The organism is Shewanella sp. Isolate7 (assembly GCF_022398425.1).
In the GTDB taxonomy this organism is placed as follows: Bacteria; Pseudomonadota; Gammaproteobacteria; order Enterobacterales; family Shewanellaceae; genus Shewanella.
Map to the genome: position 1 here is coordinate 1 of NZ_JAKEVJ010000105.1, position 12,932 is coordinate 12,932.

General features: G+C 54.1%; 9 protein-coding genes and 3 tRNA genes. 1 reads left to right on the forward strand and 11 read right to left on the reverse strand.

All coding sequences use genetic code 11. The features are described from left to right. Window positions 1-243: 243 nt before the first annotated feature. From sstT to L1D47_RS18970, 7 genes are all read right to left on the reverse strand, one after another. Complete coding sequence (gene sstT / locus L1D47_RS18940; protein ID WP_041511737.1) at window positions 244-1,467, reverse strand: serine/threonine transporter SstT; 1,224 nt, start codon at window positions 1,465-1,467, stop codon at window positions 244-246. 300 nt (window positions 1,468-1,767) lie between these two features. Continuing rightward, window positions 1,768-2,661, reverse strand: coding sequence for a chemotaxis protein CheV (locus tag L1D47_RS18945; protein ID WP_041511738.1), 894 nt, complete (start codon window positions 2,659-2,661; stop codon window positions 1,768-1,770). A 94-nt stretch (window positions 2,662-2,755) separates the two neighbouring features. Then, complete coding sequence (locus tag L1D47_RS18950) at window positions 2,756-4,276, reverse strand: phospholipase D family protein (RefSeq protein ID WP_239886394.1); 1,521 nt, start codon at window positions 4,274-4,276, stop codon at window positions 2,756-2,758. A gap of 100 nt (window positions 4,277-4,376) precedes the next feature. Beyond that, complete coding sequence (locus L1D47_RS18955; RefSeq protein WP_041511740.1) at window positions 4,377-4,847, reverse strand: dual specificity protein phosphatase family protein; 471 nt, start codon at window positions 4,845-4,847, stop codon at window positions 4,377-4,379. A 31-nt stretch (window positions 4,848-4,878) separates the two neighbouring features. Beyond that, complete coding sequence (locus L1D47_RS18960; RefSeq protein ID WP_239886395.1) at window positions 4,879-6,204, reverse strand: DEAD/DEAH box helicase; 1,326 nt, start codon at window positions 6,202-6,204, stop codon at window positions 4,879-4,881. Between the two features lie 429 nt (window positions 6,205-6,633). Next, window positions 6,634-7,215, reverse strand: coding sequence for a methylated-DNA--[protein]-cysteine S-methyltransferase (locus L1D47_RS18965; RefSeq protein ID WP_239886396.1), 582 nt, complete (start codon window positions 7,213-7,215; stop codon window positions 6,634-6,636). A gap of 46 nt (window positions 7,216-7,261) precedes the next feature. Then, a complete protein-coding gene (locus L1D47_RS18970; RefSeq protein ID WP_239886397.1) occupies window positions 7,262-8,875 on the reverse strand; it encodes an AlkA N-terminal domain-containing protein in 1,614 nt (537 codons plus the stop codon). A gap of 226 nt (window positions 8,876-9,101) precedes the next feature. Between L1D47_RS18970 and L1D47_RS18975 the strand changes: the two genes are divergently transcribed. Next, window positions 9,102-10,931: an ABC transporter ATP-binding protein gene (locus L1D47_RS18975; RefSeq protein WP_239886398.1), complete on the forward strand. Its 1,830-nt coding sequence runs from the start codon at window positions 9,102-9,104 to the stop codon at window positions 10,929-10,931. Window positions 10,932-11,071: 140 nt separating this feature from the next. Here L1D47_RS18975 and L1D47_RS18980 read toward each other — a convergent pair whose 3' ends face one another. The 4 genes from L1D47_RS18980 to L1D47_RS18995 all read right to left on the reverse strand — a co-directional run bounded on the left by L1D47_RS18980 (window position 11,072) and on the right by L1D47_RS18995 (window position 12,808). Further along, on the reverse strand, window positions 11,072-11,563 hold the full coding sequence (locus L1D47_RS18980) for a cytochrome P460 family protein (protein WP_239886399.1): 492 nt from the start codon (window positions 11,561-11,563) through the stop codon (window positions 11,072-11,074). Window positions 11,564-12,398: 835 nt separating this feature from the next. Then, window positions 12,399-12,474, reverse strand: a tRNA-Ala gene (locus L1D47_RS18985). 74 nt (window positions 12,475-12,548) lie between these two features. Beyond that, window positions 12,549-12,624 (reverse strand) — tRNA-Glu (locus L1D47_RS18990). 108 nt (window positions 12,625-12,732) lie between these two features. After that, window positions 12,733-12,808, reverse strand: a tRNA-Glu gene (locus L1D47_RS18995). Window positions 12,809-12,932: the final 124 nt, after the last annotated feature.

A 12,932-nucleotide genomic window follows, 5' to 3' on the forward strand; every position in this document is an offset into this window, starting at 1 on the left:
CACAGCTCTGGCTTTGATAGCAGCGACAGTTCAAGGCATTCAACTGAGGGCATGCCGAGGCCTGCTGAAGTTGAATAACGCCGAAATGGTGTTGCTATCAAAGCCCCGCAGGGCGAGGCTTACAGCGGTATTTGCTGCGTTACAGTTCTTGCGAAGGACTAGGGCCATTCGCTGCAAACTGTGCCTTGCATCTATCCACTTTAAGCACACGCAGAGCAAGCACGGGACTTATTCGCACCTTCCTTAGATCTCCACCTGACGCTCGGCCGCCTCGCAAGCCGCCGCGGTGAAGAGCACGTCGGTCGAGCTGTTAAGCGCCGTCTCCGCCGAGTCTTGGATCACCCCTATGATGAAGCCCACGGCCACCACTTGCATGGCAACATCGTTAGAGATACCAAACAGGCTACAGGCCAGCGGAATAAGCAGCAGCGAGCCACCGGCCACGCCTGAGGCGCCACAGGCAGATACCGCCGCCACAACGCTCAGCAAGATAGCGGTCAGGATATCGACCTGGATCCCTTCGGTATGCACGGCCGCCAGGGTCAACACGGTAATAGTGATCGCCGCGCCCGCCATGTTGATGGTCGCGCCCAGTGGGATAGACACTGAGTAGGTGTCTTCATGCAGGTCGAGCTTCTCACACAGGGCCATGTTGACCGGAATATTTGCCGCGCTCGAGCGGGTAAAGAAGGCGGTCACGCCGCTCTCTCTTAAACAGGTTAATACCAGAGGATAAGGGTTGCGGCGGATCTTAAACCAGACGATAAGCGGGTTGATCACCAGGGCGATGATCAACATGGAGCCCAGGAGCACCGCAAGCAGCTTGGCATAGCCGGCAATCGCCTCGAAGCCGGTTGCCGCGAAGGTGTTAGCCACCAGGCCGAAGATACCGATAGGCGCCAGACGGATCACGAAGCGCACCATCTGCGATACCCCATGGCTCACATCGGCAAATACCGTCTTGGTGTTCTCTGAGGCGTGATGCAGGGCGATGCCCAGGCCTATACCCCAGGCCAGGATGCCGATGTAGTTACCCGTCATCAGGGCATTGACCGGATTATCCACCACCTTGAAGAGCAAGGTATTGAGTACCTCACCAATTCCCTCCGGTGGCGTCGCGCCTTGGGCGCCGCTTACCAGCACCAGAGTGGTTGGAAAGAGGAAGCTCATAGTCACAGCAGTAATGGCCGCCGCAAAGGTGCCAAAGAGATAGAGCACTATGATAGGTCGCATATTGGTCTTGGTGTTTTTCTTCTGATTGGCAATCGAGGCCGCCACCAGAATAAACACCAAAATAGGCGCGATCGCCTTTAACGCGCCGACAAACAGATCCCCTAAGAAGGCAACACTCCCTGCCGAGGAAGGTGAAAAACTCGCCAGGGCAACCCCGGCAATGATCCCCAAGATAATTTGCAGCACTAAGCTGCCATCTGCCAACTTGGCAAATAAGGAACGATTTTGATTCATTGATTGACCTATCATTATAATTAATTGAATTTAACCTTTGCTCATCGCCTTCAACGTTCGCTGAGCAGAACAGCTTTCTTTATGGTATTTATCGTCTCTCGTTACGATACCGCTTGGCCACTGCGGCCTAAAAGTACCAGGGATGAGAGTAAAAGCTGACGTCAAACACAGGATCCGGCCCAAGGTTAAACTTCCTTCATCCTGTGTTTTATAGAAACTCCCCCGTCTTGTCTAGCAAACCGCTCGATTTCGCTTTAGTTATTACCCACTAGCATCATAAAGATAACAAAAATCTAATTTTTAACTCGCCTGATGCCGCTTGGCGCCCCTGAGCATGGCCTCGATCAACTCGTGGGCATCGAACTTGGTCAGCGCCTCGTTGGCGCCCACCTGATGGGCCTGACTCACGCTGATCTCACTGGAGAGTGAGGTATGCAGTATGATGTAGGCGTCGGCCAAGGCAGGTGTGTTCTTCACCTCGAACGCCAGCTCATAGCCGTCGAGTCCCGGCATCTCGATGTCGCTCACCAGGAGATCCACGGGTCTTCCCTCCTTCGCGGCCTCCTCCATGATGGAAAGCGCTTCCCGACCGTCCGAGGTAACCAGATAGGGAATATTGATGCTGTCCAGCGCGTCACTGAGCTGCTTGCGTGCCACCATGGAATCGTCCACCAGCAGGATATTGAGCGGTTTTAAGATCTCCCGCTGCACATCTGTCAGTATTGCCCGGGTGCTTTCAGGACTGGTGGGGAATATCTTCGACAGCAAGAGCTCCACATCCAGCAGCTGCACCAGCTTGTCATCGACCCGGGTCACCCCGGTCAGGAAGGCATTCTTACCCAGGTTATCCGGCGGCGACTCGATATCACGCCAGTTGCACTCGATGATCTTATCTATGCTGCGCACCAGAAAGCCCATCACCATGCGCTGGCAGTCTGTGATGATGATATAGGCGTTAGCGAACTCCTGCTCTGTGATAGGCGCATAGCCCACGGCCGCGGCCATGTCGATGATGGGAATGGTGTGCCCCCTCACCGTCGCGGCGCCCAAAATAGCGGGATGAGACTGAGGGATGGCGCTGAGTTTAGAGAAAGGAACCAGTTCACGGATCTTGAGCGTGCCGAGGGCAAACAACTGAGTATGGGACAAGCGGAACAATAATAGGCCTTGAGATTGGCTCGCCTTACTTTTCATATTCTTACCGACACATAAATGCTTAATTAGCGATAAGTTTAACCCTAGCATAGCCAGATTAAATTGACGATGCTCATGCCCCGATAAATTACCCCTACAATTGTGACTCTATGGGCAGCAAACCGATAAAGTCGGCCATGAAACGCCGCCAGAAGCTGGCATCAGGGTCGGCATAATAAACTTTACCGTTTAAATCATCATGCCAGATCAACTCTCCCCGTTGCAGCCCTAAGCGATAGCTGCTGCGCTTGAGGGACGCCTCGATCTCATCCACCATCTCTCCGGCAAACCTGGGCTGGTCGACAATCAGCCCCATCTCGGTGTTGATCCAAGCCGATCTAGGGTCGAAATTAAAGGAGCCGACAAACACTGAGCTTCTGTCGAGCACAAAGGTCTTGGCATGCAGGCTGGTGCGCGAGCTGCCCTTCCAGGCGCTGGGACGGTTATTGATATCCACCTTCACCTCATACAGGGCGATACCATTTTCCAGCAGACGCTCACGATAGGCCTTGTAGCCGGCATGCACCGCCAACACGTCTGTGGCCGCCAGGCTGTTGGTGACTATGGTGATCTTAATGCCCTGTTTGGCCGCCTCAATTAAGGCCTGACAACCGCCTTCGGTGGGCACAAAATAGGGCGAAACGATCAGTGCCTCCTCGCGGGCCCTGGCCAGAAACTGGCTTAAGTCGGTTAGCAACCACTCCTGCTTATCCTGTCTGCTCGCCTTCTGTGGCGGGTCATAGAGCAGCTGGGCGTCGCCCCAATACCAATCAAGCCCCTTGCCAGTGATCTGTTTTAACAGCTCGCTCAACTCCAGACGATTGAGATACTCGTCATTGAGGAAGTTCTGTTTGTTTTTAGCCATAGTCTTGGCCGCCGCTTGATACATCTCACTGGTTGCCGGCGGCACCAGGTTGATCACGCTCTCCACCTGTTCACTGTTCCAGTAACGGTCGAATTGTTCGGACACCTCATCGACCACATCGCCTATGGTGAGCAGATCGAAGTCCCCAAAATCCACATCATCATTCTTGGAGAAATACTCATTCCCTATGTTGCGTCCGCCCACTATGGTGATCTGATTATCCACCGTGAGGGATTTGTTGTGCATTCTATGGTTGAGGCGGGAAAACCCGGTCAACATGGCAAAACTACGAAAGGTGCGCTCATAGGAGGGATTAAAGAGGCGGATCTCGATATTGGGGTGGCTGGCCAGCAATATCAGGCCATCGTCTAGGGTCTTAGTGGTGAGGTCGTCTAACAATACCCTCACCCGCACGCCACGATCGGCGGCGTCTATCAAGTGCCAAATAAGCAGCCGGCCGGTTTCGTCGTCGTGGTAGATATAATATTGCAGATCTATGCTTTGGCTCGCCGCATCCACTATAGCCAAACGCGCCACGAATGCATCGACACCGGAGGAAAGCGGCAGTATGCCCGTCTGGTTAGGGTGCGCCTTTAGGTCATCGGCGAGATAACGATATAGCCTAGAATCTGTCGGCGCCGCCAGTTTATGACTGGGCGTAAGTGTTTGCGGCGGGGGCAGACTGCTACAGGCCGACACCAATGTCCAGGCCATCAGCATCAATGTCATACGCATTAAGGCTGTGCGCATTAAGGCTGTGCACATCCGTTTTTGACTTACCTCAGAGAAGTTTATCACTTAGGCTAACACCATGAATTTATGGGCCTAGGGCCTAACATAGGCGTTAGGCTTACTCCTGTAAAGCGTACAAGACGTCGTAGACAAATTGATCCCAGCCCTCGGCGCTGAAGGCGATATCTCGCACCGCCCTCACCTGGCTGACCGCATGTAGCGGCGCGGCGCCATTCTCCATCAGATAATAGGCCATCAAGAGCCCGGTTCTGTCTTTGCCTGAGCGGCAGTGAATCATCACAGGCAGGCCATCGGCCTCACACTGGCGAATGAAGGCCAGCGCCTTGGGCAGCTGGGCCACACAGTGTGCCTCATCCCCCTCCATAGGCGGGATGTTGCCCGACAGCGGAATACAGGCGTAGCGTAAATCTAGCCGTGCCATCTCATCGGGCTCGCAGAGATCGCCGCCATTGACCGACAGTATGGCACCGACCCCTTGCCCCTTGAGTTCACTTAGCTCCCAGGGCACCAGGTTGGGGCCACAACGACCGGCGATCTGGCCTTCGACTAACCAAAAAAGCTGCTGCATCTCTCTTCCACTCTGTTAGTTGAACACCCTACTATGAGGGACGCTTCCAGATCCCGTCATTGATCTTGGGTAACTTTTTACGCTTTTTCTTGCCCGTGCCCTCGGGTTTGGCCATCGGCTTCGCCTGACGTGATGGGCAATCGGCCGGCGCCTCAGCATCGGCCTCGAAGCCTGGATACTGCTCCCTTGGCAGACGTAACTTGTTCTTCTTCTCTATCACCTTGAAGTGATGATACTCGTCGTGGCTGATAAGCGAGATCGCCTCACCACTCTCGCCCGCGCGGCCGCTGCGACCGATACGATGCAGATAATCGGCGGGGCTTCTTGGTAACTCAAAGTTGATCACCACGGGTAGCTTGTCGATGTCGATACCGCGCGCCGCGATGTCGGTAGCGATCAGCACTGTGATCTCACCGCTCTTGAATCCTTCGAGCACTCGGCTTCTGGCGCCCTGCGCCTTGTCACCATGGAACACCTGAGCAGTGATGCCGCGCTTCTCCAGCTTCTGCGCCAGGTGATCGCAACTGCGCTTGGCGCTGGCAAACACCAGTACCTGACGCCACTGACGCACCTTGATAAGCTCCGCCAGCAGGGCCGTCTTGTTACTGCGATTGACGGTATAGACGCGCTGGGCGATATCGGCGCTCTGCGCCTGCTGCAGTTGAATCTCCACGGGATCGTTCAGCAGCTTGGCCGTGAGGCTCAGCACCTCTTCGGGAAAGGTCGCCGAAAACAGCAAAGTCTGTTTCTGAGTGGGTAATAGTTTGAGGATCTCACCAAGCTCCTCGGTGAAGCCCAGGTTCAACATGCGATCGGCTTCATCGAGCACCAGCACCTTGAGTTGAGAGAGCGTAACGGCATTGCAGCCAAGCAGATCCAGTAGACGACCCGGCGTCGCCACCAGTATATCGGCGCCGCCTCGCAGGGCCAGCATCTGACTATTGACCGAGACACCACCGAAGACGGCGACAACCTTAGCTCTGGGTGCCAGTTCGGCGCCATAGCTGGTAAAGCTATCAGCAACCTGCTGGGCAAGCTCGCGGGTCGGCACCAGCACTAAGGCGCCGATATGATTGCCGCCAGAGGCTCTCTGGCCCACCAGTTTCTGCAACAGCGGCAAGGCGAAGGCGGCGGTCTTACCCGAGCCCGTCTTGGCACCGGCCAACAGATCGCGACCGGCTAATATCGCGGGGATTGCCTCGGCCTGAATCGGCGTCGCCTGCTGATAACCAAGATGATGTAGCCTGGCTTGTAACGCCTTAACCAGGTTTAACTGATTAAAATCAGTGGTCGACAGTGGCAGGTCCGATGGCGCAGTCGGTTTCGAAGCAGATGGAGCCTGATCAGATGGTGTCATTAAATTTAGCTACCCGTAAAAAATAGAGCCGCGCATTGTACCTAAATTCACGGGTAAACACCTCATCTTTCGCTACTCTCTTACCTCAAGACTCTTGCCTCGAGAATCTTGCCTTAAGACTCTTACCTTAAGAGATAGGACCTAGGTTTTATTCTGCGTCTGCCTAGGGCCTGTTTATCTTTCGCGTTCATTTTTGCAGCATTCTGTATCGCTTTTATACAAGGCAGAGCGATTGTAATGTGGTGTGCTACATCAATGAGCGATAACGCAGTAGAAAAATGATACAGACGCTGCCCGCAGGGTTCGTCTTGAGCACGTTCAACTCTTTGTTACTCGGCTTTTATATAGAATAACTATACTTCAAGCCTCATGCCGCGATTTGAACGTGCTCAATTAGAACAAAATTTGTTCTCAAAAGGTCAACAGGCCCTAGCAACCCACAGCCTTAGCCTCCAAGGCCAGTAGTTGCTGCTTAATCGTCAGGCCATAGGCATAGCCTGTCAGCGCCCCATCCTTGCCTATGATGCGATGACAGGGAATGATGATGGCGATTCGGTTGGCGCCGTTGGCGCTGCCCACCGCCCGCACCGCCTTGGGATTATCTATCGCACTAGCGATATCCGAATAGCTTGCCGCATCGCCAAAGGGGTGAGCGAGCAGCGCCTGCCATACCTGATGCTGAAACGCTGTTCCTACTGGCGCCAGGTCCACATTAAAGGCGGTAAGCTGACCGGCGAAATAGGCGGCTAACTCATCCTCAGCCTGCTCTAGGTGCGCCTGAGCCCTAATCTGCGCTTCCTGGTCACATTCAATTAGCGTCACCTGCCGCGCGGTAAAATCATCATCTTGCCCGGGCAGAAAGCTCAGGTGCGACAGACCAAACTGATTGGCCGCCAGACGCACCTTCCCCAGGGGAGTCGTTATGATGCGCTCGGCGAGCGCCTGATAGCCGCTTAACCCAGCGTCCCGATTTAAGGGAATATACTTAGCCTCTAAGCTCATCTGATTCATTTTTACTTCCTTAATCAATATTGAGGTTTATCGCTGACGCTTTTGCTCACTGCTGATTCCAGAGCTGCAGGGTGAGATAGCTGCCCCATGGGGCAACCTGCTGCAACACCTCTTGGCTAAGCCCTTGATAGTATGCCTGCGCCCGTTTTTTGGCCGCCTTAGGATCTTCGTCTTCAGCAGGCTCACCATCATGACTGTACGGCTCGGGCGATAGGTTCGCCAGCAGTTGCTGTTTGACCACGAGGTCCCCAACGAGTAGCACATCCGGCAGGCTCTGCCCGCGCAGGCGCACATAATCCAGCGTCCAGGGGCCGATCCCCTTTATTTGCAGCCAGTCGTCTATGTTTGCCTCAGGGTTGGCCACCACAAAACGTGCCAGCGCCCGAATCGCTTCTTTTCGTATCCCGGGCATCTTAAGCCCTTCCAGGCTGGCGTCCATTAACGCCTCGGGGCTTGGAAACAGGCGCACCTTTCGCTCGTTTAGGCTGATCGTCTCGCCATAATCGGCCACCAGTTGCCCCAGGAGCTTGATGGCCTGAGTGACGCTCACCTGCTGCCCCAAAATGGCACGACAGGCGGCCTCGAATGGCGACCAGACACCGGGCAGACGTATGCCCGGCGAGACTCGAGGCAAGGCCTGCCCCAATTGCTGCAGCTTGTCGCCTATGGTCAGCATGTCGGCGTCGAGATCCAGGATGCGACGAATATGGCTGATGATCCCCTTTAGCTGACCAAGAGTGTCAGCCTCTGCGAGGTGAATCGTGACGTGAAAACAGGCCTCTCGCTCGCTATGAACCGCACAAAAATAGCCCTTGGCGTGACCAGCATTATCGCGGCTATTCTCACTCTCACGGCCACTATTACGGCCACGACCACTGCCGAGCTCAAAGCTTCGGCCATAGCTGTGTTCATCCAGCCACTCCATCTCGGGCACGGCGCGCTGGGCAAAGAAACTGCGCAGGTGGTGCCAGTCATAGGGAGGGCGATAGGCAAGCTTGAGTGTCAGCCCCTGCATCGGCAGCTGTGACTCACCCGATGCCTTGCGGATCTCGCTCGGGGTCAATTGCAACTGCTCACGGAAAACCTCGTTGAAGCGCCTCACGCTGTTAAAACCGGCGGCGAAGGCCACCTGAGTGATCGGCATCTTGGTTTGATGCAACAGCTGCTTGGCAAACATCAACTGTTGATACAAGGCATATTGCTTGGGTGAAGTTCCCAGGCTGTCGTGAAACAACTGGCGCAGATATCGCTCGCTGATCCCGAGGCGGTCGGCAAGCCCTGTCATAGGGATCGCCTGGGGGCCACTCAAGACTCCGGCATCGATCAGGCTCATGGCACGATTCAGGCTGGTCTGCTTGCCAAGCCAGGGGTTAGAGCCCGGCGCACTGTCGGGACGACAACGCAGACAAGGTCTCAGGCCCGCCTGGGCCGCCGACAGGGCATCGTCGAAATACCTGACATTGGCCTCCTTGGCAGGCACAGCCGGACAGATAGGACGACAATAGATGCCGGTGGAGAAGACACCGACAAAGAAGAGACCGTCGAACCTTGCATCCCGGGAGAGACGCGCGATGCGATACTGCTCCGCCTTGGGATGCTGGCCCCCAGGGAACTTAGTATTGTGCGCCTCGGCACTTATCTTACCTTGTTGCTGACTCACTAACAGATGACTCGATTTCGATTGATAAGGCCACTCTAATGCAGCACGAGTTAGGATACTAGCGGAAAAAGGCACTCATGGTGAGATGAGATCTCGGCGCAACAATTCATCGCACTCGGCTGGCGCCTGCTATATGATGAGTGACAAGGATCACACCTAGCGACAAAATCCAGTAAGCACATTCAATAAGTACATCCAATAAGGCTAATTTTTTATAAGGACTTAAATGTTTAAGCGTTTCGAATCATGGGTTTCCGCCCTCCCCGACCAAGAAGCGGTGCAGCCGCCGCGCGGGATCTACCAATTTTGCAGGCATTACACACGCGGCTTCGAACTGCCGCTGGCCTTGATGTCGATACTGACCGCGCTATTAGCCATTCTCGAAGTCTCGCTGTTCGCCTTCATGGGCGACCTGGTGGATCTACTCGCCAGCCACAGCCCGGAGACACTATTTGCCGAGCAGGGTGACAAGCTATTGATGATGGCGCTCCTGGTGCTTGTGGTGATCCCTGCGCTGGTATTGTTGCACGCCCTGGTGATCTACCAGGGACTCTTGGGTAACTACCCTATGTCGATCCGCTGGCTCGCCCACCGATATCTGCTTAAACAGAGCATCTCCTTCTATCAAAACGATTTTGCCGGGCGTATCGCAACCAAGGTGATGCAGACCTCGCTGGCGGTGCGCGAAACGGTCACTAAGCTGCTGGATGTCCTGGTCTATATTCTGGTCTACTTCCTCTCCATGCTGGTGATCATCGCCGACGCCGACCTGCGTCTCATGCTGCCCATGCTGGCCTGGCTGATGCTCTATGTGGGGCTGCAATGCTACTACCTGCCTAAGTTAAAGCGAGTCTCTACCGAACAGGCCGATGCCCGCTCAACCATGACGGGGCGTATCGTCGACAGCTACACCAACATCGCCACGGTGAAACTCTTTTCTCACACCCAGAAAGAGGCCCAATATGCCAAGGAGAGCATGACGGGTTTCCTCGATACCGTGTATCGCCAGATGCGTCTGGTGACGGGGATCAACGTTAGCGTGCAGGTGATTAATTACTTACTCGCCTTCACAGTCGCCGCCGTCTCCATCTGGCTGTGGCGCGACAATGCCATCACCATAGGTGCCATCGCGGTCGCGGTCAGCCTGTCCCTCAGACTCAACGGCATGTCGCAATGGATCATGTGGGAGATAAGCTCACTGTTTGAAAACATAGGTACAGTAGCCGACGGCATGAATACCCTGTCACGCCCCACCAGCGTGCAAGACAGCGACAATGCCAGCCAGCTGACCGTCTCCCAAGGTGAGATCGCCTTCAATAGCGTTAGTTTCCACTATGGCGAGGCCAGCGGCGTCATCGAAGATCTCGACCTTAAGATCAAGCCAGGCGAAAAGGTGGGGCTGGTTGGACGCTCGGGCGCCGGCAAGTCCACCCTGGTTAACCTCTTGATGCGCTTTCACGACGTGGAGCAAGGCAGCATCACCATAGATGGGCAAAACATTCGCGAGGTGGCACAAGACTCCCTGCGGGCCAACATAGGCATGGTGACTCAGGATACTTCCCTGCTGCATCGCTCCATCCGCGACAACATACGTTACGGCAAACCGGATGCAAGCGAGGAAGAGCTGGAAGATGCCATCCGTCAGGCACAGGCCTTCGATTTTATTCAAGGACTTAGCGATCCCGAAGGCAATCATGGCTTGGATGCCCAGGTAGGCGAGCGAGGAGTGAAGTTGTCGGGCGGTCAACGTCAGCGTATCGCCATCGCCCGCGTGCTGTTGAAGAACGCCCCCATCCTCTTGTTGGACGAGGCCACATCGGCACTGGATTCGGAGATCGAGGCCGCCATTCAGGAGAGTCTCTATCAGTTGATGGAAGGCAAGACGGTGATCGCCATCGCCCACCGCCTGTCGACCATTGCCGCCATGGACAGGTTGATCGTATTGGATCAAGGCAAGATCGTCGAGCAAGGCACACATCAGCAGCTGATCAAACAGGGCGGGATCTACGCTCAGCTCTGGGCCCATCAGACCGGTGGTTTCCTCGGCATCGAGTAGCCCTAGTTACCGAGTCATATCCATCATCGACAGGCATCGCCGCGTTTAGCGCGTGGTGCCTGTCGATCTCCTGCTTAAATTTTAAACCTTAGCTCTTAAGCGTGAGTCTAGAGCCTCCACTTTTACTCTCAGCGACTCTTTCACTTAGCCGGAAACCAGGCAGGTTCGGTAAAGACCCAGTCATTGTCTTTTACCAGCGTGTGACAGCTGATGCAGACCTGCATGCCGCCCTCAAAGGGTGTCTGATCCTCGCCAACCCAACGTGCCCAGCCCCAGCCATAAGTATCAGCATACTTTACCGAGTCTTTAAACATAAACTCGGCATGGACGAAGGCCTTTGGTCCTATCGCCTGCGGCCAGTGGCTCAATTCACCAGCCTTCCAAACCACCTTGGCCAAGATGGCACCATCGGGCCAAGGCGAGTGCTTACCACTGCTCGCGGCACTGATGGCGATCTCGTTACCCAGGATCGCCCGCACCGTGTTGTTATCGGTGCGATGGGAGACAGCGATACTCGACCAGGTTTGCCAGCCTTGAGGATAGGCTATCTTATGGGACGGCAAAGGTGTGGTTTCCTCAGCGTAACTCACTGATGAAAATGCTAATAACAGCAGTAAAAGAAATGTCTTCATTGTCTGACTCACTCTGTTGCTCAAATGCACTGATGGTTAGTCTGTCAGTGTAGACGCAATAGATACGCTTTGCCGGAGCCAGTGGTTTATACCAATCACAGTAAATATGTGAGCAGAAATAGCGCAGGAAAAACGCTTGAGAACAAAGCAGTTTTTTTAGATAAGCACTTGTTCTACAATTAAAAATACCAATACAGTTATCGAGCGTTTTAACAAGCTAGAATGATTAATTATTTATTACGATTGGTATTAGGGAAGGTGCGAACAAGTCGTCGCACAGCTCTGGCTTTGATAGCAGCGACAGTTCAAGGCATTCAACTGAGGGCATGCCGAGGCCTGCTGAAGTTGAATAACGCCGAAATGGTGTTGCTATCAAAGCCCCGCAGGGCGAGGCTTACTGCGGTATTTGCTGCGTTACAGTTCTTGCGAAGGACTAGGGCCATTCGCTGCAAACTGTGCCTTGCATCTATCCACTTTAAGCACACGCAGANACAGCTCTGGCTTTGATAGCAGCGACAGTTCAAGGCATTCAACTGAGGGCATGCCGAGGCCTGCTGAAGTTGAATAACGCCGAAATGGTGTTGCTATCAAAGCCCCGCAGGGCGAGGCTTACTGCGGTATTTGCTGCGTTACAGTTCTTGCGAAGGACTAGGGCCATTCGCTGCAAACTGTGCCTTGCATCTATCCACTTTAAGCACACGCAGAGCAAGCACGGGACTTATTCGCACCTTCCTTAGTATTGGTAGCAAACAGATAGAAGCAAGATAGAGATAAATAACAGATGAAAAAAAACCACCCTATTGGGTGGTTTTTTCCGCGTAACTAAACGCTTATTTGGTGGAGCCTAGCGGGATCGAACCGCTGACCTCAACACTGCCAGTGTTGCGCTCTCCCAGCTGAGCTAAGGCCCCGAAACTGATTGTGACTATACAGTAAAACCTGAATAAACACAACGTCTTATTTCAAAATTTATCAAAATAAGTTGTGGTATCCCATAGGGGATTCGAACCCCTGTTACCGCCGTGAAAGGGCGGTGTCCTAGGCCTCTAGACGAATGGGACACTGTTGATACGTTATACTCCGTATCGAGTGAATACTCGTTGAAGCCAGTAGGCTATTGCTTCAACGCTATCGAATCGTCAACTTATGCAGTCAACCACTCAARAAAGTGGTATCCCATAGGGGATTCGAACCCCTGTTACCGCCGTGAAAGGGCGGTGTCCTAGGCCTCTAGACGAATGGGACACTGTTGATACGTTATACTCCGTATCGAGTGAATACTCGTTGAAGCCAGTAGGCTATTGCTTCAACGCTATCGAATCGTCAACTTATGCAGTCAACCACTCAAGAAAGTGGTATCCCATAGGGG

Coding starts and splice junctions, on each gene's coding strand:
- L1D47_RS18980 (WP_239886399.1), bottom strand. CDS start 11,563: ATGAAGACATTTCTTTTACTGCTGTTATTAGCATTTTCATCAGTGAGT.
- sstT (WP_041511737.1), bottom strand. CDS start 1,467: ATGAATCAAAATCGTTCCTTATTTGCCAAGTTGGCAGATGGCAGCTTA.
- L1D47_RS18950 (WP_239886394.1), bottom strand. CDS start 4,276: ATGCGCACAGCCTTAATGCGTATGACATTGATGCTGATGGCCTGGACA.
- L1D47_RS18965 (WP_239886396.1), bottom strand. CDS start 7,215: ATGAATCAGATGAGCTTAGAGGCTAAGTATATTCCCTTAAATCGGGAC.
- L1D47_RS18960 (WP_239886395.1), bottom strand. CDS start 6,204: ATGACACCATCTGATCAGGCTCCATCTGCTTCGAAACCGACTGCGCCA.
- L1D47_RS18975 (WP_239886398.1), top strand. CDS start 9,102: ATGTTTAAGCGTTTCGAATCATGGGTTTCCGCCCTCCCCGACCAAGAA.
- L1D47_RS18945 (WP_041511738.1), bottom strand. CDS start 2,661: ATGAAAAGTAAGGCGAGCCAATCTCAAGGCCTATTATTGTTCCGCTTG.
- L1D47_RS18955 (WP_041511740.1), bottom strand. CDS start 4,847: ATGCAGCAGCTTTTTTGGTTAGTCGAAGGCCAGATCGCCGGTCGTTGT.